The 21923-nt window shown below is 41.4% G+C and carries 21 protein-coding genes; 2 read left to right on the top strand and 19 right to left on the bottom strand.

Annotated elements, in window-relative coordinates; all coding sequences use genetic code 11:
- Positions 1-79: 79 nt before the first annotated feature.
- From ACPPVU_RS06915 to mraZ, 10 genes are all read right to left on the bottom strand, one after another.
- Entirely contained in the window at positions 80-1234 is a 1155-nt protein-coding gene (locus ACPPVU_RS06915; protein ID WP_426670953.1) for an FtsW/RodA/SpoVE family cell cycle protein, read from the bottom strand.
- A 68-nt stretch (positions 1235-1302) separates the two neighbouring features.
- Positions 1303-1644, bottom strand: a complete 342-nt coding sequence (locus tag ACPPVU_RS06910; RefSeq protein ID WP_426670952.1) for a four helix bundle protein — start codon at positions 1642-1644, stop codon at positions 1303-1305.
- Between the two features lie 67 nt (positions 1645-1711).
- Entirely contained in the window at positions 1712-3058 is a 1347-nt protein-coding gene (gene murD, locus ACPPVU_RS06905; protein ID WP_426670951.1) for a UDP-N-acetylmuramoyl-L-alanine--D-glutamate ligase, read from the bottom strand.
- Positions 3059-3156: 98 nt separating this feature from the next.
- The gene (mraY, locus tag ACPPVU_RS06900; RefSeq protein WP_426670950.1) at positions 3157-4398 is read right to left on the bottom strand and encodes a phospho-N-acetylmuramoyl-pentapeptide-transferase; all 1242 of its coding nucleotides are present in this window, start codon (positions 4396-4398) and stop codon (positions 3157-3159) included.
- Between the two features lie 65 nt (positions 4399-4463).
- Positions 4464-4808 (bottom strand): four helix bundle protein, encoded by a 345-nt coding sequence (locus tag ACPPVU_RS06895; protein WP_426670949.1) that lies wholly within the window; start codon positions 4806-4808, stop codon positions 4464-4466.
- Between the two features lie 56 nt (positions 4809-4864).
- A complete protein-coding gene (locus ACPPVU_RS06890; protein ID WP_426670948.1) occupies positions 4865-6325 on the bottom strand; it encodes a UDP-N-acetylmuramoyl-L-alanyl-D-glutamate--2,6-diaminopimelate ligase in 1461 nt (486 codons plus the stop codon).
- Entirely contained in the window at positions 6322-8475 is a 2154-nt protein-coding gene (locus ACPPVU_RS06885; protein WP_426670947.1) for a penicillin-binding protein, read from the bottom strand. The genes ACPPVU_RS06890 and ACPPVU_RS06885 overlap by 4 nt, the downstream gene beginning before the upstream one ends.
- Positions 8465-8872 carry an FtsL-like putative cell division protein gene (locus ACPPVU_RS06880; protein WP_426670946.1) on the bottom strand — a complete coding sequence of 136 codons (408 nt, stop codon included), beginning with the start codon at positions 8870-8872 and terminating at the stop codon, positions 8465-8467. Before ACPPVU_RS06880 ends, ACPPVU_RS06885 begins: the two co-directional genes overlap by 11 nt.
- Positions 8869-9771: a 16S rRNA (cytosine(1402)-N(4))-methyltransferase RsmH gene (rsmH, locus tag ACPPVU_RS06875; RefSeq protein ID WP_426672187.1), complete on the bottom strand. Its 903-nt coding sequence runs from the start codon at positions 9769-9771 to the stop codon at positions 8869-8871. Before rsmH ends, ACPPVU_RS06880 begins: the two co-directional genes overlap by 4 nt.
- Positions 9764-10228 carry a division/cell wall cluster transcriptional repressor MraZ gene (gene mraZ / locus ACPPVU_RS06870; RefSeq protein WP_426670945.1) on the bottom strand — a complete coding sequence of 155 codons (465 nt, stop codon included), beginning with the start codon at positions 10226-10228 and terminating at the stop codon, positions 9764-9766. Before mraZ ends, rsmH begins: the two co-directional genes overlap by 8 nt.
- 467 nt (positions 10229-10695) lie before the next feature.
- On the opposite strand from mraZ, the gene ACPPVU_RS06865 reads away from it, so the two are divergent.
- Together ACPPVU_RS06865 and purU are read left to right on the top strand one after the other, a co-directional pair.
- On the top strand, positions 10696-11643 hold the full coding sequence (locus ACPPVU_RS06865) for a DUF4412 domain-containing protein (RefSeq protein ID WP_426670944.1): 948 nt from the start codon (positions 10696-10698) through the stop codon (positions 11641-11643).
- An 84-nt stretch (positions 11644-11727) separates the two neighbouring features.
- A complete protein-coding gene (gene purU / locus ACPPVU_RS06860; protein WP_426670943.1) occupies positions 11728-12552 on the top strand; it encodes a formyltetrahydrofolate deformylase in 825 nt (274 codons plus the stop codon).
- 1 nt (position 12553) lies between these two features.
- Here purU and ACPPVU_RS06855 read toward each other — a convergent pair whose 3' ends face one another.
- The 9 genes from ACPPVU_RS06855 to ACPPVU_RS06815 form a co-directional block, all read right to left on the bottom strand.
- Entirely contained in the window at positions 12554-12973 is a 420-nt protein-coding gene (locus ACPPVU_RS06855) for a hypothetical protein (RefSeq protein WP_426670942.1), read from the bottom strand.
- Positions 12974-13079: 106 nt separating this feature from the next.
- The gene (locus ACPPVU_RS06850) at positions 13080-13619 is read right to left on the bottom strand and encodes an ORF6N domain-containing protein (RefSeq protein WP_426670941.1); all 540 of its coding nucleotides are present in this window, start codon (positions 13617-13619) and stop codon (positions 13080-13082) included.
- A 123-nt stretch (positions 13620-13742) separates the two neighbouring features.
- Positions 13743-14174, bottom strand: coding sequence for a cupin domain-containing protein (locus ACPPVU_RS06845; protein WP_426670940.1), 432 nt, complete (start codon positions 14172-14174; stop codon positions 13743-13745).
- Complete coding sequence (locus ACPPVU_RS06840; RefSeq protein WP_426670939.1) at positions 14158-14526, bottom strand: hypothetical protein; 369 nt, start codon at positions 14524-14526, stop codon at positions 14158-14160. Before ACPPVU_RS06840 ends, ACPPVU_RS06845 begins: the two co-directional genes overlap by 17 nt.
- Positions 14527-14850: 324 nt before the next feature.
- Positions 14851-16713 (bottom strand): CocE/NonD family hydrolase, encoded by a 1863-nt coding sequence (locus tag ACPPVU_RS06835; protein WP_426670938.1) that lies wholly within the window; start codon positions 16711-16713, stop codon positions 14851-14853.
- A gap of 93 nt (positions 16714-16806) precedes the next feature.
- Positions 16807-17997 carry a phosphoglycerate kinase gene (locus ACPPVU_RS06830; protein ID WP_426670937.1) on the bottom strand — a complete coding sequence of 397 codons (1191 nt, stop codon included), beginning with the start codon at positions 17995-17997 and terminating at the stop codon, positions 16807-16809.
- An 87-nt stretch (positions 17998-18084) separates the two neighbouring features.
- Positions 18085-18519 carry a GNAT family N-acetyltransferase gene (locus tag ACPPVU_RS06825; protein WP_426670936.1) on the bottom strand — a complete coding sequence of 145 codons (435 nt, stop codon included), beginning with the start codon at positions 18517-18519 and terminating at the stop codon, positions 18085-18087.
- Entirely contained in the window at positions 18497-19513 is a 1017-nt protein-coding gene (gap, locus tag ACPPVU_RS06820; RefSeq protein ID WP_426670935.1) for a type I glyceraldehyde-3-phosphate dehydrogenase, read from the bottom strand. The genes ACPPVU_RS06825 and gap overlap by 23 nt, the downstream gene beginning before the upstream one ends.
- 85 nt (positions 19514-19598) lie before the next feature.
- Positions 19599-21890 carry a glycosyl hydrolase family 28-related protein gene (locus tag ACPPVU_RS06815; protein ID WP_426670934.1) on the bottom strand — a complete coding sequence of 764 codons (2292 nt, stop codon included), beginning with the start codon at positions 21888-21890 and terminating at the stop codon, positions 19599-19601.
- Positions 21891-21923: the final 33 nt, after the last annotated feature.

The following is a 21923-nucleotide window of genomic DNA, read 5'->3' as shown; positions in this document are numbered from 1 at the left end:
GTCATTAGCTATTTACCAAGTTCATCAGCTTTCAAACACTCCTGCATCTGCACATTAGCATATTTGCACATCCGCACATTTAAGCCACAGCTACTTCTTTTATTTCTCCAACAATTACTTTTTTAGGCTCATCAATATCACGACTTACTGACAAGATGATTCCAAAAGCCACACTTGTAAATAATATGGAGGTACCTCCCATACTAACCAATGGTAATGGCACACCTGTAACCGGTCCCAAACCCACGGCAACAGCCATATTGGCGAATGCTTGTATAGTCAAACTAAAACTTAATCCGGCAGCCAGTAATGCGCCGAATGCTTTGGGGGCTTTAGTTACAATTTTTATACACCGGAATAGTAAGAACAGGTAAATGCCTATCAATACAATACCGCCGAATAATCCATATTCTTCAATTATTATCGCATAGATCTCGTCGGAGTAAGACTCTGGTAAATAATTACGCTCTTCACTTCTGCCGGGGCCTTTACCAAAAAATCCGCCTGTAGCAATGGCTATTTTAGCATGATCTGATTGGAATGATTTATCTGCTTTTGCAGTTTCAGGATGCAGATAGGTATGCATACGCGATTTGTATACATTGCGACGCGGACCTAAAAATATAACCCCTGCGAGCAACACTGCTCCTGCTAGACAAGTAATGGCTATTTGTTTTATACTGATACGACCTATGATCAACAACAAAATACTTACGCCAAACAGCATCAGCGCGGTTGACAAGTTAGCCAGTGCGATAAGTATAAACACCAAACAAACCGAACCCATGATCGGGATAAATGATTGCTTTACATCCTTTATGTTTTCCTGCTTGCGCGATAATGTACGTGCCAGGTAAGTGATAAGTGCCAGTTTAGCTAAATCTGATGTCTGGAAACTTAAGCCAGTTCCCGGGATAGATATCCACCTGCTGGCGTTATTGATATGCGCCCCAAAAATCAAAGTATACAGCAATAACGGTATAGTAATGATCATCAACAATTTGGATATACCGGCGTAATAACGGTAATCCAATTTGTGTGAGATATACATTAAAATAATACCACCAACTACCATAGCCAAGTGCTTCATCAGGATCGACTCTACACCTACACCGCGTTTAAAAGCCAGCGTACCGGTAGAACTATAAACAGCCAATAATGAAATAGCCGAAAGCAGTATGACTATAAGCCATATCCACCTGTCTCCTTTTGTATTGTTTAGTATGCTATTCATTTAATCTGAATCTCTGTTAATTATGTGCAGATATGCTGATGTGCAGATGTGCAAATGATTAATATTATTTAATGTGTTGATGAAATTATTTTGCCCAATACTTTTATAATCGATTGTATATCATCATACATACTTTGTTCAAATGGATAATTTTTAGCGTGCTTGCATAAGAGCAACCAATATTCCGTCTCCTCCGCTTCCTTATAAGCTATTTTGCACTTATGCCTGAAATCCCCTTTACTTTCTGCGCCCTGTGCTTCACGTACATTTGCTCCAATAGAAGTGCCACTTCGGAATAACTGATTAGCCATATTGAATTTTCTTTTTGATTCAAGTATTTCTGTAAAATCAATGATTTTTATAGAAAAATTAAAAGTTAAATCAACTATTAAATTCGGCTTATCATTCATAATTTATTTCATTTATTAATTCTATGGTTTATCATCTGCACATCTACTTATTTGCACATCTGCACATTTACAATTCCTTTACCGCCTGCTTAAACTGCCTGCCGCGATCTTCATAATTTTTGAACAGGTCGAAACTGGCACAGGCCGGCGATAACAACACCGTATCACCTTTTTTAGCCAGATGGTAAGCTACCTGCGCAGCTTCCTGTGCTGAAAAAGTATTTACTATGATATCCACGTCATCCTCAAATGCATCATGTATCCTGCGGTTATCCTTGCCTAAACACACTATGGCTTTAACTTTTTGTTTTACCAGGCCTTTTAGCATATTATAATCATTGCCTTTGTCTACACCGCCTAATATCAATACTACATCGCTGGTCATGCTTTCAAGTGCGTACCAGGTTGAATTGACGTTGGTTGCCTTGGAATCATTGATGAAAGTGATGCCGGATATCTTGGCAACAAACTCCAAACGATGCTCAATGTTTCGGAAACTTCCCATGCTCTCCCGCATGGTCTCGTTACGCAATTCGAGTACTTTAGCTACAATACCCGAAGCCATTGAGTTGTAAAGGTTGTGTTTACCCTGCAGGGCCAGATCGTTGATCGACATTTCAAAATGTTCTTTAAGTGTGTTTATGATAATATTTTCATTATCGAGATATGCTCCCGGTATAGTTTTTTTTTTAATGCTGAATGGTAATTGCTGTGCTTTAAACTCCCTTGTCCGCATTCCCTCAATCGTTTCAGGGTCATCAGCACAGTAAATAAAATAGTCTGCTGCTGTTTGATTCTGTGTTATGCGGAATTTTGATGCCGCATAATTTTCCATTTTGTAATCGTACCTGTCCAGGTGGTCGGGTGTGATATTTAACAACACGCCTATATCAACCTTAAACTGGTACATATCGTCAAGCATAAAGCTGCTTAGCTCCAATACATAATGGTCAAATTTTTCAGTAGCCACCTGGTAGGCAAAGCTCTTACCTATGTTACCTGCCAATCCCACATTTAATCCTGCGTTCTTAAGGATATGATAGGTTAAACTGGCTGTTGTAGTTTTACCGTTAGAACCTGTTATGCCTACGATCTTTGCTTTTGTGTATCTTCCAGCAAACTCTATTTCTGATATTACAGGAGTTCCTTTTTCTTTTAGTTTTTTAACAATTGGTGCCTTGTCAGGTATACCCGGACTTTTAATTACTTCTACCGCCTTTAGTATCTCTTCCTCTGTGTGTTGATTTTCTTCAAAGCGGATATTCCAATCCTGCAGTTGCTTTTTATAGTTATCAGCTATCGCCCCAAAATCTGACACAAAGACCTCATAGCCCCGCTGTTGAGCAAGGTATGCTGCCCCTGCACCGCTTTCGCCGGCCCCGAGTACAACAAGTCTATTTAGTTTTGATTCCACTGATTTATTTGTTTTATGTGGTACGTTTTACGTACTACGTTTTTATATTTTCCTTTTTAACCACGTACAACGTATAACGTCCTACTTAAAACTCTACTCTACCTCAATTTCAATGTTATAATTGTCAGGATAGCCAGCATTATACTGATGATCCAAAAACGCGTTACAATCTTAGCTTCGTGAAAACCCCTCTTTTGGTAATGGTGATGTAATGGCGCCATTAAGAACACCCGCCTGCCTTCGCCATATCTTTTCTTGGTGAACTTAAACCACGATACCTGCATGATCACCGACAAGTTCTCGATCAAGAAAACACCGCAGAGTAAAGGCAACATCAGTTCTTTACGGATCATGATAGCGAAAACAGCGATAACGCCACCTATTGCCAAACTGCCGGTATCACCCATAAATACCTGCGCGGGATATGAATTATACCACAAGAAACCTACACAAGCCCCAACAAATGCTCCGGCAAAAACAACCAGCTCGCCTGAATTTGGGATATACATAATATTGAGGTAATCGGCTATCACTGTATTACCTGACACGTAGGCCAGCGCAGCCAGCGTGACCCCTATTATTGCCGATGTTCCCGTAGCCAGTCCATCAATACCATCGGTTATATTGGCTCCGTTAGATATAGAGGTGATAATGATGATCACGAAGAACATGAAAACTATCAGGTCATATCGCTCATATCCCTTGCCTAAAAACTTGAGCACTTTTCCATAGTCAAACTCATTATTTTTATAAAAGGGCATAGTGGTTTTGGTCGACCTTACATCCTGCGTGTAAACCGGCTTATTGCCTTTCATATGATACTCAACAGGTAGGTCATATTTAACAGGGGGCTTTACTTCCTGCCTGATAATGATATCCGGATTGCTATACATCGTAAAGCCGATGATCAATGCTAAACCTACTTGCCCGGTAATCTTAAATCTACCCGCCAAACCCTCTTTGTTTTTGCGGAATACTTTAATGTAATCGTCCAAAAAGCCAATTGCTCCCAGCCACAATGTGGTTCCGAGCATCATCAGCACGTATACATTACTCAGTTTTGCGAACAACAACGTAGGAACTATTATTCCGAGGATGATGATAATACCACCCATCGTTGGTGTACCTGCCTTTTGCATTTGGCCTTCTAAGCCCAGGTTTCTTACTGTTTCGCCTACCTGTTTAAAACGCAGATAATCGATCAACCTGCGACCATAAACTGTTGTTATGATCAACGAAGTGATAACAGCCATAGCCATTCGGAAAGTGATGTATTGAAACACCCCCGCTCCGGGTATACTATAGTTTTTCTCTAAATAGCTAAACAGGTAATATAGCATGGCTCATTTAATGTGCAGATATGCAGATGTGCGAATGTGCAGATATGCTTATTTGCGATTTTTAATTAATTCTTTGTTGACGAAATTATCTTACCTAATATTTTTATAATTGATTGTACATCATCTAACATGGTCTGTTCAAAAGGATAACTTTCAGCATGTTTGCATAAACTCAACCAATATTCTGTTTCCTCGGCTTCCTTATAAGCTACTTTACATTTATGCCTGAAATCATCCTTGCTTTCTGCACCTTGTGCCTCGCGAACGTTTGCACCTATTGATGTACCACTTCTAAAAAGCTGATTTGCCATATTGAATTTTCTCTTTGATTCAAGCAACTCCGTGAAAGCAATTATTTTCAAGGAAAAGCTAAATGTTAAATCAACTATCAAATTCGGTTTATCACTCATTACTATTTATTTTTTAATTATTTGCACATCTGCATATTCGCACATCTGCACATCCGCTAATTCATTTGATTAAAAATTGCCATCAACTCCTCCTTATCATCAAAGTGATTTCTCACTCCTTTTATTTCCTGGTATTTCTCGTGACCTTTTCCGGCTATTACTACAATGTCTCCCGGCTGTGCCAGGTTGCAAGCCACTTTAATTGCTTCGCGCCTGTCCACAATACTCATTGTATGCCTTTTGAATGCAGGATCAACGCCTTCTTCCATATCCTTAATAATTTGGGCAGGGTCTTCCGAGCGGGGATTGTCAGAAGTAAAAATTACTTTGTCGCTCCACTCGCAAGCCACTTTTGCCATTATAGGGCGTTTGGTTTTATCCCTGTCGCCACCGCAACCCAGTACTGTGATCACTTTTTCTTTGCCCTTGCGCACATCATGTACAGTGCTTAGGATATTTTGTACCGCATCAGGTGAATGGGCGTAGTCCACTATACCAATGATGCCGTTAGGTGCAATTACATAATCAAATCTTCCTCTTGCGCCTGTTAGCTTGCTTAAACTGGTCAGTACTTTACCTCTATCCTGTTCAAGCAGCATAGCGGTTGCATATACCGCCATCAGGTTATAGGCATTGAAAGTACCCACCAATTTGAACCACACCTCTTCGTTATCAATATTCAGCAGCAAGCCGCTAAACTGGTTTTCTACAATACGGGCTTTATAATCAGCCATATTTTTTAGGCCATAGCTTTTTTTATGGGCCTGGGTGTTTTGCAGCATAACCATTCCGTTTTTATCATCGACATTGGTTAACGCAAATGCATTTTTGGGCAACCCGTCAAAGAATGCCTTTTTGGCTTTCAGGTAGCTATCGAAGGTTTTATGATAATCCAAATGATCATGTGTCAGGTTGGAGAATATAGCGCCGGTGAATTTCAGGTCGGCTATACGATGCTGGACGATTGCATGTGAGCTTACTTCCATAAAGCAATAGTCACAGCCCTTCGCCACCATTTCGTCAAGCAGCATATTCAACACAACCGGGTCTGGCGTAGTATGCGTTGCAGCCACTACCTCGCCATTGATCTGGTTTTCAACTGTTGATAGCAATCCGCATTTATAACCCAAATCGCGGAATAGCTTATAAAGAAGAGTCGCTATCGTTGTTTTACCATTGGTGCCTGTAACACCAACCAGCTTTAATTTTTTTGATGGATTATCATAAAAATTAGCGGCAACTGTTCCTAAGGCAATGGATGTATCCGCCACCATAAAAAAGTCTACTTCGCCAGTTACATGCGCAGGCAAATCTTCACAGATCACCGCTACAGCACCACTACTCACCGCCTGATCTATATAATCATGCCCATCAACTTGTGTGCCCCTTACTGCCACAAACAGTGCCCCGGGTACTACCTTGCGAGAATCGAAAACAATGGCGCTGATCTCCATATCAGCACTACCATGAAGTTCTGTAAATGCAAGTCCCTCTAAAATGTCGCTTAAATACCTCATTGTAGTTCGATTATTATTTTTGATCCTTTTGGAATAACACTCCCACCTGTAACCGATTGTTTTATTACCGTTCCGCTGCCATGCACCGAAACTTTATACCCCGCATTGCCCAGTGCATATAAAGCATCGCTTAAACCCATGCCTGTAACTTCGGGTACCGTACCTCTTTTATTCTGGATATCTTCAAAAGCCAAGCCGTCACTGGTATCTACTCCTGCATTATTGGAAGCATACAGGGGTTTAATATTTAATTTACTATACACCTCCTGCACCGCTTTGCGATCACCGATTTTAGCTTTTGGCATCTGCGTATTACCTACTAAATGCAATGGCGTAGCCTGGCTCATTTCCAGATCGCTTGAATAAACTCTATCTGCTATCTCTCTGAAAACCGGTCCCGCAACCCATGCGGCCAGGTGTGAACCTACTGTAGGGTCATGTATCACCACGATCATTGAGTACTTAGGCTTATCAGCCGGAAAATATCCGCAAAAACTATCCTGGTGTGAGTTTTTAGCCCCATAACCCAATTTCCCATTGGCGATCTGTGCTGTACCGGTTTTACCGGCCACGCTGTACAAGCTGTTTTTAATTACCAGTTTTCCGGTACCTTCCTGTACCACACCTTCCAGCATACCTCTTAATCTGCCAAGTGTTCTGTCAGAGCACACTTTTGGATTGATCACCCGTGCCTGGAAACGTTCAATAGTACTTCCCAGATGACGTATTTCGCTTACAAAAATCGGCGCTATCATTGTACCGTTATTTGCTACCGAATTATAGAAGGTCAGCATCTGTAAGGGCGTTAATTTCGACTCATATCCATAAGCTATTTGCGAAAGTGATTGCAATTTATTCCAATCGCGCGAGCGTGGATTTTTGATACGCGGCCTGCCTTCACCCGGGATTTGCAACTCATTCTTTTCATTCAGATGATAGCTATAAAGTTTATCGGTAAACTCCTGCGGATTATTATGGTAATGGGCATAAATAAACTTAGCCGCCGCCACGTTGGATGATTCTTCAAAAGCCCGTTTTGCACTTATTATAGTACCCGGATCTTCAGCGTCCCTTATTTTAAGTGCCACTTTGCCATTGCGCGGATTAATCAACTCATATTCGCCATGCTGTGCATCTATCACTGAACTTGTATCGATCTTACGCTGATCAATAGCAGTCATATATGACGCCAGTTTAAAGGTAGAACCCGGCTCGGCAGACTCACTGATAGCGTAGTTCATACGCTCTTCATAATCTCCGTCTTTGGTATGAGTATAGTTTGCAATAGCTTTTATCTCACCAGTAGCAACCTCCATCAATACCACACAACCATGGTCAGCCGCACTTTTGATCAGTTGCCTTTTCAAAGCAGCTTGCGCCAGATCCTGGAAATTAACATCAATTGTAGAAATTATATCAGCACCTTCTTTCGCCTCTACTTCTTCACCATCATTATTCACGGGCATCCAAACACCGCCAGCCATACGCTGCATCAGGCGTTTGCCGTTTTCGCCATTAATATAGTCGGCATAAGCTCCTTCCAGGCCAACCGCTATTTGCTTTCCATTAGCAGTATTTGCACTGTCTATTTCATAACCTATGGTACGCGCAGCTAATGAGCGGTAAGGCAGAATGCGTTTGTTTTGCTGTATAACGATTAATCCCCCCTTATATTTACCCATATTAAAGATGGGGAACTGGCGAACCTGTTTTAATTCCTGGAAACCAACCTTTCTTTTGATTAACAGATAACGCTCGCCATCATTGCGCGCTTTGCGTAATATTTTCGCATATTCCCTTGGTGATTTATCATGGAAAAAATGCGCTAAACTAAGGGCCAAAGAATCTACTTTTTCCTGGAACACAGCGTCATCCGCAACACCACTTGCCAGCATATCCATATGCAGCTCATACTCCGGCACCGATGTAGCCAGCAAACTGCCGTCTGATGCAAATATGTTTCCACGTGTAGCATCCACAGGCATGTATTTGGCTGACATTGTTTTTGCCATCGCCTTCCATTTTGCACCCTGAACAATTTGTACACGACAAAGCTGAAACACCACTGCTCCTGAAAAAAGCAAAATAAGACCGAACGCAAGGTATACCCTGATCAGTATATTGGTACGGATGCTCAACTTAATTGCCATCTTTTACCTCCTGTGCCTTTAGTCTCTGAGGTGGTTCAAGAGACTGTTTAATACCCAGCGTATCTACGCGCTTTGCTACTTCAGAAAGCGTACTCTTAAAAGCCAGATCAGCCTTTGTTGTTTTATAATCCCAGGTTAATTCTTTTACTTCTTTATTCAGCTTATCTATATTTCGTATATTTTTTTCGGCCAGGTGCATATTGCCGATGTAGATCATTCCTAAAAGCACAAGAAATAATACAAAAGGCAAAGCATCAGTAGCCTTTTCAGAATTAACTTTCCTTTTAAAAAGACGCCACAAAACATTCTCAGAAATCTCCTTTGTTGGTTTTTCTTCAACAACAAGTTCTTTCTCAACTTCATCTTCCGGAATTTCTGCTCTTAAACGATTGGTCATTTTTTTACAGCTATTCTTAATTTAGCGCTCCGTGCTCTGTTATTATTTTTTATCTCTTCTTCTGATGCTGTTATCGCTCCGCGACTTACAGCTTCAAAAGGTTTTTGATCATTACCATAAAAATCCTTCTCCACCTCGCCACTAAATTTCCCTTTGGCGATGAAGTTTTTTACCAACCTGTCTTCAAGTGAATGATAAGACATTACCACCAATCTGCCCCCCGATACTAAAACTTCTGCGGATTGAATCAGAAAATCCTTTAATGCTTCCAGTTCCTGGTTTACTTCTATCCGCAAAGCCTGGAATACTTGTGCCAGGTATTTATTTTCTTTTCCTTTCGGGATAAGACTCACGATGACATTTTTAAGATCAGCAACCGTATTGATCGGCGCATTTAAGCGACCTGTAACGATAGTACGTGCCAGTGATTTTGCATTTTTGATTTCCCCATAAATACCGAATATGCGATGCAGGTCAGCCTCGTCATAAGTGCTTACCACTTCCTTTGCACTTAATCCTGCAGATTGATTCATCCGCATATCTAAATCAGCATCAAAACGAATAGAGAAACCACGCTCGGCCTGGTCAAACTGATAGGATGAAACACCAAGATCTGCCAGTATCCCATTCACAGGGATAGCATTGTGCAAACGGGAAAAGTTTTTTAGATACCTGAAATTCTGATCAATGAACTCAAAGCGATCATCAGCAATTATATTTTGTTGCGCGTCAGCATCCTGATCAAAGGCAAGTAATCTGCCACCATCACCCAAATGCTTCATGATCTCGCGCGAATGACCACCACCGCCAAAAGTCACATCAACATAAGTGCCATCCGGGTGAATATTCAGTCCATCGATACATTCCTTTAACATTACGGGGGTATGGTAATTACTCATCCTCTTTCCTCCTTCCACTACCCATTACTTCTTCTGCCAGGTTGGCAAAGTTCTCGGGCTCATTATCCATCTGAGTATCGTAGGCATCCTGCGCCCACACCTCTATTTTATTAAACTGACAAGCCAGCACAACATCGACATTAATGCCGGCATAGTCCATTAAAGCCTTTGGTAAAAGTACCCGACCCGAGGCATCGAGCGATAATTCCGTCGCGCCGCGGGTAAAATAGCGGATAAATTCGCGGGTGCGCTTCTCGTAAGAGTTGAGTTTACTAAGGTCGTCAACGATCTTATTCCATTCCTTTCGGGTGTAGATCACCAGGTGCTTTTCAAAGCCACGATTGATCACAAGACCCTCACTCTCAGCTTCTGGAAGCTGTTTCTTGAGAGCCACAGGGATCATCATCCTGCCTTTGGCATCCAGTTTACATTCAAATTCACCTAAGAAATGGGGCATAGTCTACTCCGCGCACTTATCGCTGAGTAAAATTAAATTACTTTTTCCATTTTTCCCACAAATCCCCCTTTTTTCCCACTAAAAAGTTTTCAACAAATTTTGTATGCTATCCTGCTCCCACTTTTGATGAATTAAAACACATAAACCTTATCATTATCAATTAAATGAAATTAGCCTTGTTATGATTGTAAATCAATATTTATTAGTGTAATTTTACTAATAATTAACCGATTCCAAGTCATGAAAATGTACGTTATTGTGTCCATTTTTCATCGATTTAGACTTCAAGGACTTTTGCATAAACAACACTTTGACCAAGCAAAATTGGGTTAAAGAAACTGCTGGCGAAGCTGACGAAGAGAACAGAAAATGACCCTAATTTTCTGAAATTGGTTTAGGCTCTATGAGATCACCAATTACATAAAGCTGTTTTATAACAGATATTTTAAACCACTCAAAAACCGATTATGAAAAAATTATTGACCAGTATTGCCTTGTTGATGACGGTATACCTGTATCCCCTGGCATCTGATGCACAATTATTAAAAAACATCACGAACGGCATGAAGATGGTCGGGCAAAAACCCAAAAAACCAGATACTACGCATGCAAACAGCCCGGGGACTTCCAGCGACTCTGCGGCAATGAAGCTTCTGGGTAAAATAGGACAAGCCAATGCGGTTTCTCCTGCAGATTCAGCGGCGGCGATAGCAACATTCAAAAAGAGCGATGGCGGTGGCAATGGCGTGCATTACCAATACCTTATTACTGCAACGGCGAAACAAAAGAATCCCATAAAGGATACCGTGAACGCTTACTTTACAAACAGTGGTCAGGGCCGGTCAGAGATCAACCTTGCAGGGATGATTGCTGCTGCAGCGGGCACAAAGGCGGGTGGTAGCCCATTAGTGGCAATAAGCAATATAGCCAAGCGTAATTACAGTGTCTTTCTGGATGCTGACAGTAAATCATATTCGCTTAATATTATCGATACCTCATTAATTAATTCAGGACTTGAAAGTTTCCAGGTAACAAAAATTGGCAATGAGACCGTTGATGGATATAATTGTACGCATGCAAAACTAACGTCGAACTCAGGAAAGGGTATGACCAAACACTCTACCACGATGGATATATGGACAAGCCCTGACGTGCCGGGATATATCACGTTAAAAAACTGGATGTCGACACAAAATGTGACACCTAAAATGATGCAGGCTTTAGACCAGGCAGGCTGTGGTGGCTTTATGGTAAAGATGGCTAACCAGACTAAGGACCTTACCTATAGTATGGACCTCATCAAAGCAGAAAAGGACAGCTTTCCGGCATCTATGTTTAGTATCCCCCCGGGATATACCGAATCAAAATACAACCTGATGATGATGAATATAATGAAGGCGGGCCAAAAAAAATAGTTAATCATCTCTTATTTCCAGCCTTGCAATCTTAAGTCGTTGTTTGATAAGCGATATTGCAATTATTTTGCTTTATTTGACCTTATGGTTATCGTTATACAATGCACCGACCAGATTGGCCTGGTGGCAAAAATATCTGGTTTGCTGGCTGAAGAAAGGCTTAATATCCTGTCCATGCATGAATATGTGGACAAAGCTGAGAACTTATTTTTTATGCGCCTGGAGGTCAATAAGGAAGCAGAAGACGAATTGTTTGAGCAAAAACTGCGTGACCGTTTGCCGCCAAATGCACTGTTAAGGGTTAATCCAAACCCAGTAAAAAAGGCTATTATAATGGTAACCAAAGAGTATCATTGTTTAGCTGACATCCTGATACGGAACTATTTTAAAACACTGGGCGCTAGTGTACAATGTGTTATTGGCAATTACACCAACCTGGAGGATATATGCAAACGTTTTGATATCCCCTTTCATCATGTAGCTTTTGAAAATTCAACTGCTGCATCTGAAAAACAGATATTGGATATTATTGATCAGTACGAGTATGACTATATTGTATTGGCCAAATTCATGCGTATTTTATCGCCCGATTTTGTAAGCCGATTCCCACTCAAGATCATCAATATACATCATTCGTTTTTACCGGCATTTGCAGGTGCTAACCCTTATAAGCAAGCATACGAACGCGGTGTAAAGCTGGTGGGCGCTACGGCCCACTTTGTAACTGATGAACTGGACGAAGGCCCTATCATAGCGCAACAGATTATCTCATCCGACCATTCACACACAGCCGGTGATATGATGAAAGCCGGTAAAGAAATAGAGACAGCAGTTTTAGCCCAGGCCCTGAGAGTAGTTTTTGACGACCGGGTGTTCATCTATAAAAATAAAACGGTGGTATTGGAATAGATCAATCAAAAGCTACACTATCGGGCCCGGATATTTTGGCCACATGGCAATTGCAGCCTCCTGAAATTTTAAAGTTTACGGTTTTGGTTTGACCTGTTGCGGAATCAGTTCCAGACACCTTTATAACATCACCATCAGTTGAGTAATCCTTAATATTGCTGTCGCTTGCTACTGTATAATACCCCACTAAAAGATTTGCAGTAGGCAAGCCGGGATATAATTGTTTATTAGAGGTTACATCAAATACTGTAAAGTTTGAAACCTTGATTGATTTACCCGTATTATCTGTAAAATGAACCTCGACGGCTGTAAAAATGTCAGAACACACCTGCGTACCACATGCTGAGTTTTTTTGATGGGTTTTCGTACAGGCTGAGAATAATACAACCCAGATTAAAAGTGCGATAAGGTTTCTGTGCATATATTTTGGTTTATAGCGTATTACGCACAGAATAAGCACATTGCTACATCATCGTAAAATTAATTGTAAAGGTCGATTCCTATTTTAAGGATGGTATTAATTATAATTATTCTTTTTTTGGATAGGTCTTATAGCCAATTGACGTGCGGGGCGTCTCATCCTTTTCAATAAATTTATTCAGATATGTAAATAGTACCTCTATTTTTTGATCTTGCTTTATTAGTTTCTTTTCGACCTTTTCAACCAGCAACAAAATATCTTTGTGAGTAAGAAGCAGTTCTCTTATTCGGGTATAGATTCGCATTATTTGTATATTAACCTGAATAGCTTGCTTACTATTTAAAACACTTGATAGCATTAAAACACCATGTTCTGTAAAAGCATATGGAGGTGTTCGTCGTCCTCCCCAACTTGATGTCGCAAAATGCGACTTCAAGTTGGCAAACTCTTCCTCGTTCAGCCTAAACATGAAATCTTCTGGAAACCTGTCTATATTACGGCCAACTTGTTCATTTAACCGACGTGTTTCTACACCATATAATTCAGCCAGGTCTTCATCCAGCATTACTTTTTGCTCGCGGATTAAATAGATTTTATCCATAACTAATTCGTCGGGGATTGCAACTGTGCGGACTTGTTTACTCATAGACTCAAATATATTTTTTATTCTTGACTTTTGATATTCAGGCTAAATACTCCACAGTAATAATCTTCTATGGTAAAATAATTTGATATCGCATTTTGCGACATCAAGATTGCAAAAGTGAGATTAAGGAGTTTGATAAGCAATGATAACAGTCAAATCATCATTACCCGTTTGTTTTAAACCATGAGAGCTGCCTGGTCTTGTCAGGATCGCATCTCCGGCTTTTACAGGAAAGGTTTTGCCGTTCATCTGCATCTCGCCGACACCACTAATGATATAATATATCTCGTCCTCATTTTGCAAATGGTAGCCAATAGCTGAGCCGGGATGTAGTACCCGCTTGCGAAAGGCCATTTTTAAACCATCCGCTTTTGAGAAAAAACTGTAACCAGTAGTATTGCCGCCTCCGTTGTGAGTACCGGGTTCAGTTTTGGCGATATCTTTTTCGTGTTCGAGGATGTAAGGTTGGACGGTTTGGGAAAAAGAATATTGGGTTGTTATCGTGAGAAGTAGAATGAACAGCAGTCTTAAATTATATTTAAGAAAATTCAACATGGCTTTCGTGGATGCTATATTTAAAATGTGTTTTTACGAAGTTATCATTCTCATAAATACATATTACAATCGCGTCAAATTTTTCCTGATTTTCATGCAGAAAAACATCATATGCTAATGCGCCAATAATGAAATGCTCATTAGCTAATCCACTCTTTATATTATTTTCAAGCATTTCAATCAAAGGCTCTGATTCTGGTCTATCATTCTCATCTTCGATACAAGCCGCGATAGGAATGATAGCATTGTCTTTCCCAATACATGTCCCGAACGGAAAAAATTCGCCTGCATCAAGCAAAAACACTTCCGCTTGTTGTTTTATAACTTTAACCAGTATTTCTGTGTTTTCCATCTGAACCTCATAGCGATGGGTTTCAAACTAAACGTGTTCGAAAGATTAAAAATGAGTGCGGGAATGTGCGATTCCTTCCTCGGGGAAGGTGTAGGAAGGGGTTTTTCGATAGCTTTAATAGCGCAGAAACCCCTCCCTTCCACCTCACATCCAGCCGCACCCCTCCCCAGGGAGGGAATTCATTTCGATAATTGAATCTTTCGAACACTCAAGGTTTGAAACCCATTGCTATAATAGAGATTTGCATTTTCAACAAAAACTTGAAGTCGCATTTTGCGACCTCAAGTTTTTGATTAATGTGCTAAAGCTATTTATAAAGAGACTTTACATCACCCTCACCTTCAAATAACTCGGATGATCCTTGGAGGTATATACCCGGTGCGTTTCCTTTTTAAAGTCGGTATCTTTTGCCTTCATAATATCCTGGAACTGTTGCGTATTGCGGTCAATCAACGGGAACCAGGTGCTTTGTACCTGTACCATAATACGATGACCTTTTTTAAAGGTATGCAGCATATCCTGCAGCTCAAAATTTACCGGAGTCACTTTGCCAGGCACAAATGGCTCAGGCTTATCAAATCCATTGCGGAATTTGCCCCGCATGGCCTCGCTACGTACCATTTGTTCATAGTTTGACATGTAGCTGCCTTTTGTCGTGAACTGATTATTTTTGGCTGAATCGGGATAAACATCTATCACTTTTACCACCCAATCAGCGTCAGTGCCTGTAATGGCCACTTTCAGATCAGCCCAGATGTTACCGGCGAGGGTTACATCTTTATCCAATACATCGGTTTGGTAAGTTAATACATCCGGCCTGCGTGAGGCAAAGCGCTGGTCGCCGGTCATATATTCGCGCTGCATATCCAGGGTGATATCGTTATAAAATGGCACCGGTTTGTTTGGGTCAGAAACAAATTCATCAAAGCTATCAGCTGCTGCAGGTGCATCAAATGACAACTTTCCGCCAGACAATAAGTAAAGGTTTTTCTCCTCCGCTTCCTTTGGTGGCCACACACTATAGTTTTTCCATTGATTAACACCGGTTTCAAAGGTGGAAACCTTTGGCAAGTCCATATCTGTACCTTTTAGATAATGGCTAAAAAATGCGAACTCTATTTTTTCGCGATAAAACGGGCCTGTCGGTCCACCGAATTCCACATCGCCCAAATGATCCCCATTACCGCGCGACCAGCCACCATGTACCCAAGGGCCCATAGTGAAATATATTGGCGTATTCGGGTTTTCTTTTACCAGTGTTTTGTAGGTATTGATTGCGCCGTATAGATCCTCAGCATCATACCATCCACCGGTAACCAGGGTCGGGGTTTTAATATCATGCAGGTGAGTTAGCACATTGCGGTCTTTCCAATGCTGATCATAATTAGGGTGATCCAGCATTTCGTTCCACAGGCGTATGGTATCCTTGTAGAATTTATCGTTCGAGTTTTTTACGGAACCCATGTTCATGTAAAACTCATAGCCGTCCTCTGTACCGTAACTTAAACGACCGCCACGACGTTGGGTAGGTTTATCATCCTGTCTGTTAGTAAAGCCTGGATAGAAACCAAAATTGGCAACCAGCATAAAAGCGCCATTATGAAATGCGTCGTCACGATATAGATCAGCCATTGGAGCCTGCGGAGATGCAGCAGCCAAAGCCGGGTGCCTGCTTAGTAATGAAGCCGTAGTAAAAAAGCCGGGATAGGATATACCCCACACTCCTACTTTTCCATTGTTGTTTGGGAGATTTTTGATCAGCCAATCGATGGTATCGTAAGTATCAGTGCCTTCGTCTACATCATTTTTTGTTTTATGTACTTCCTTTTCAGGAGTCATTTCTTCAAATATACCTTCGCTCATAAAACGACCGCGTACATCCTGGTAAACAAAGATGTAGCCATCATGCAAAAATAGAGGGGATGGCCCCAGCGTTCCTTTGTAGGCATCCGGTCCGTAAGGGCCAACGCTGTAAGGAGTTCTGTCCATCATGACGGGATATTTTTTGGATTGATCCTTTGGCACATAAACCGATGTGAATAGTTTTTTACCATCGCGCATTGGGATCTGGTATTCATATTTCTGATAGTTTGCCTTCACATACTCGGCATCTGAAGTATTAGGCTGCGCATAGGAGCACAAAGCTGAAAGCATAAGGCTTAAAGCGAATAGTAGATTTCGTTTCATTAATTATTGAGAGTTGAAGGGCTAAAGTATGAATAAAATAAAAAAGCCCCAATAAATCGGGGCTTTTCATAAAGAAATTTATAATTTCCTTAATTATTCATTAATTGCCTTAACTCCCGGCAGTTCTTTACCTTCCATATATTCCAGCAAAGCACCGCCGCCGGTTGATACGTAGCTTACATCATTAGTGAAATTAAATTTAGCAACAGCTGCAGCTGAGTCGCCACCGCCTATCAAGGAGAATGCACCATTTTCAGTTGCTTTAACTACTGCTTCGGCAATTGCTTTGGTGCCTTGCTCAAACTTCTCCATCTCAAAAACGCCCATAGGGCCGTTCCATAAAATGGTTTTTGATGATTCTACCACCTTACTGAAAGCTTTAATTGATGCAGGACCGATATCTAATCCCATCCAACCATCTTTAATGCTGTCATTTGGGGCAGTATCCGTATTGGCGTCGTTAGAGAAATTATCCGCGACAATAGAATCTGTTGGTAACAACAGGTTCACTCCTTTAGCTTTTGCTTTTGCGATCAGGCTGTTAGCCAGGTCAAGTTTATCCTCTTCTACTAATGATTTACCTATTTTACCACCCTGCGCCTTAGCAAAAGTATAAGCCATACCACCGCCAATGATGAGGTTATCTACCTTATCCAGCAGCTTTTCAATCAGTTCTATTTTATCAGATACCTTGGCACCACCCATAATAGCAGTGAAAGGTTTTTCGGCATTATTTAATACTTTTTCGGCATTAGCCAGTTCACCTGCCATCAGGTAACCAAAGCATTTAGCATCCGGGAAAAACTGTGCAATAATTGACGTCGAGGCATGCGCCCTGTGTGCTGTACCAAAAGCATCGTTTACATATACATCGCCTAAGGCTGCCAGCTTTTGAGCAAAATCTTTGTCTCCTTTTTCTTCTTCTTTGTAAAAACGAAGGTTCTCCAACAGTAATACCTGGCCTTTTGCCAATGCCTTTGCTTTGTCAACTGCTTCTTTACCGATGCAATCATCTGCAAATTCTACATGCTGACCCAAAAGATCTGACAAATGCGGAATCAAATGTTTTAAGGAAAATTTTTCTTCCGGACCGCCTTTTGGCCTGCCCAGGTGTGACATCAGGATCACTTCCCCGCCATCTTTCAATATTTTATTGATGGTTGGCAAAGCAGCTGTCATCCGGTTGTCGTCGGTTATATTGTAATCCTTATCAAGGGGAACATTGAAATCTACCCTGACAAGGGCTTTTTTCCCTAAAAAATTTATTTGATCTACTGTTTTCATATTGTTTAGAGGAACGTTGTTTACGGGCAGCCAAATTCAGCAATTAATTCTAAATTCTGAACGTAAAAATGAAAAAGGTGTTTGAGCTTATTGAATTTTTAAATAGAGCACATGATGAGGGCCTATGCCCGGCACTTCAAATTCGGCAGATATGACCTCAAAACCAAGGTTCTGATAAAACCTGATCGCTTTTTTGCGAGCATTGCACCAAACATAATTTACTTTTTGCCCGCGCATATAAACTATGGCAAAGTTAACGAGTTGATTGCCTATGCCTTTGCCGCGATGACTTTCGCGAGTAGCCATTCCACGCAACTGGTATGCCTTACCGGTATATTCCTTATAATTTTGAGGATGAAAGGATGCTACGCAAACTAATTGATCATTATCATAATAACCAAGATGAAAAGTGCCTTCAGCATCATCATTCGGGAAACGGCATTCATCTAAAGTTAAGCGGCCCTCGCGCAGTACTTCATTGCGTAAGGCCAAAACATCATCAGTCTGAATAAACCTGATCATGCTTTAATACGCTTATTTTTTCTACAAGATCTGCCAATCTGCTCGAATAGCCCATTTCGTTATCGTACCAGCCTACTATTTTCACCAGGCCACCTACTATTGAGGTAAGCTTTGAATCGAAAATACAGCTATGCTGATTACCTAATATATCTGTTGAAACGATTGGGTCTTCAGTATACTCCAACACATTCTTCATAGGACCATCAGCTGCTTGTTTAAATGCCCGGTTGATTTCCTCAACGGTAGGTTGTTTTTTCAGACTGCAGGTAAAGTCGGTAAGTGAGCCGTTCAACACCGGAACCCTGATACCAGCTCCGCCTAGTTTCCCTGCAAGGTGCGGAAAAATACGTGTGATTGCTTTTGCGGCTCCTGTGGTAGTAGGAATGATTGAAGCAGAAGCAGCCCTTGCCCGGCGCAAATCCTTATGGGGTGCATCGTGCAGACTTTGATCGCCTGTCATAGAATGCACTGTGGTTATATAACCATCTATAATGCCCCAGTTATCATCCAGTATTTTAACCATAGCAGCCACGTTGTTGGTTGTGCAGGATGCATTGGAAATGATAGGCGAATGCAGATCGATCGACTCATCATTTACACCTATTACCACTGTAGGTACATCTTTATCAGCTGATGGAGCAGAAATGATCACTTGTTTTGCTCCGGCAATTAAATGTTGTTCGGCGCATTGTTTAGAAGTGAATTTCCCTGTTGATTCAATCACCAGATCAATATCCAGTTCTTTCCAGGGTAACTTTGATGGATCTTTTTCAGAAAGGACCTTTATCTGCTTACCATTGATATACAGGTTTCCGGTATCAGCACTAACTGTTCCATTGAATATACGGTGAACAGAATCATATTTAAATAGATGGGCAAGCGTTTCCGTATCCGACAGATCATTTATTGCAACAACCTCTATAGCCGGGTTTAAAATAATACGCCTTAAAAATATTCTTCCAATACGCCCAAATCCGTTTACAGCTATCCTCATAACACTAAAATATTTAGTGCAAAGTTAATTAAAATAAGGAAGGTGGAGTTTGAGCCAATGTCATTTTCGATAGTATAAGCGGATACTATTTATTCATATTATCTGATAGCGTTCCTGCACCCGCTTCAATATCGAGCCCTTTAGCACCACCTAATGACATTACCCGGTATAAACGGATATCACAAGCACCATTTACCGGAGCAGTGAGCATTAAAGGATCAACTTTCATCAAATCACTTATCATATCCATCACATAAGTCTTTTCATAAATTCCTACATCAGGGAGTGGATAACTACCACCCCAAATAATTGTCGATCCATGATTGCGTGTCCTGCTTTGCAATACCCGCATATCGGCTTTAGGTGAAGATGTATCTGCAACAGCCGCTTCATTCTCTGTCAAAATGCCCAAGGCTAGTATCTTTGATTGACTGCCGTTGCCACTAATAGCAAACCGGTCGGTCAAATAATCAGCAGTAAATAATGCTTTGCCTGTAAAATTATTAATAACTACAGACGGTGTCGCTGTATGTTGTGGAGTGGAAATATGATCCCCGGCGGCTGTAAAAAAGCCTTTACCGGAGAGTTTAACATAAGTACTTTTAACCCCGCCTTCGTACCAGGAGTCCTGCACCACCAGGTTACCGCCATCAGATACTTCATGCGACAGGCTATTGTTAGATGCTGCTCCGCTATAAATGATTGTCCTCCCTTCAGCAGGTTTTCCAAGTGCAGCCAATGGCCCGCCAACAATGCTAACCGCTTTTTTTAAGCCAGAAAATTGAGTATCATAGGCCAATATCAACGCATGGTCAAGCTGATCAGCTAACAAGCCAACCTGGCCGCCTTTTTGGTTAAACTCCTGTAAAAATATGCGCGACCCTTTTTGATCTGCATTAGTGATCAGGATATTGATACTGGTGGCATTGCCTTTAAAAGTGACGTCACGCAGTACTGCTTTACCGGGACCTGCAATACTAATGATCGGACCTGATGTAGTTCCGGTCCAGGTTAGAATACTGGCATGATATTCACCATAGCCATCCCCCACCAATTGCACATCGCTATGGGCTGGAATGAATAAGGTTGTGGCTATATTGAAGTTCCCATATGGAAAATGAACAACCGGCCGTGAGCCGGAAGATTTAACGGCTTTGTTAATGATATCCTGTATAACATCAGCACCTGCGCCTGCCGGAACTTCATATATCTTGCGTTTAACATTAGGTTCTATCGCAGGAATAGCTGGCACTGTAAGATTTCTAAGACTTGCAACAGGAACCACTTTATCATTATAGAGAATAGGATCACTGCCGGCAGAAACCGGGTTGCTTATAGTAAAAGTATTATTTGCCGAAACTACATCTGAATTGAATTTTGCAACCGGACCTGTAGTTGCAGTGTTTAGCGAACGAACTGTATTATGAATAAAGATGATTGCCCCCTGGTTGCCTATTGTTATAGCCTGTGTATTTACAGGATCAATAACCGTATTCCCTTCGATTGTAGTGGAAGCAGGGTTCCGGCTGCCGGCAGCATAAAAAAATTGTTTTGAATGAACAGAGGTATTACCCCGGATGGAAAATTCCCCGGTATTGTTCATCGAAATATCACTCACACCGGAATTACGAAAAACACATTGATAAACTTTGAAATTCCCCGCACCGTACATATTGGTAACCCCCACCGCGCAATCCTGGAAGAGCGAATTTCTGATCCATATATCGAGTGCATTAAAATTTCCCAAACTGACCCCGGCTGTAGTATTCCGGATAAACTGATCACGCAGAATTGATATTTCTGCAAAGCCATGTCCTAAGGCACCTCCTCGGATACCGAACCCGACATCCACAAAAATATCATCGGCATATTCATTACTGGTATCAAAGCTTGGGCGCTTGCCATCCCATGATTGTTCTACGGCAACATCAGCAATGCGGTTACCATTCCAGGTCAGGCGGTCAAATTTTGAATAAGCGGTGCCGTTAATCTGCATCATCGTGCCATGCGCAACACCTCCCCACTTGATGATGGTGTTAACGGGATTGGCACCAACAATGGAAATATTGAGATGGTTATTGATGGTTAAAGTACCGGTGATCAGGTAGGTTCCTGGCGGCAAATAGAGCGTACTGTTTCCAGTTCCGTTTCCCGCCGCGTTGAAGGCCGCCTGAAGCGCACGGGTATCATCAGTTACCCCATCGCCCTTTGCCCCGAATCCGGTTTTGGCATTCAGCCAACTTTTAAATGGCCCGACGAACTCGTCGCCTGTTTTTGAAACAGCATCTTTTAAATTTACCTGGCTATAAGAGTTTAAAGCCCAAAACAGCAAAAGCGAAAACATTGAACACTTAGCATATTTACGCTTCAAATTCATTGATCCGCTTTGATTTTTAGGTAAAGCTCCCTT

Source organism: Mucilaginibacter sp. McL0603, from assembly GCF_049992945.1.
GTDB lineage: Bacteria > Bacteroidota > Bacteroidia > Sphingobacteriales > Sphingobacteriaceae > Mucilaginibacter.
The sequence above is the reverse complement of the archived record's forward strand: the minus strand, read 5'-3'. Positions and strand labels throughout refer to the sequence as shown.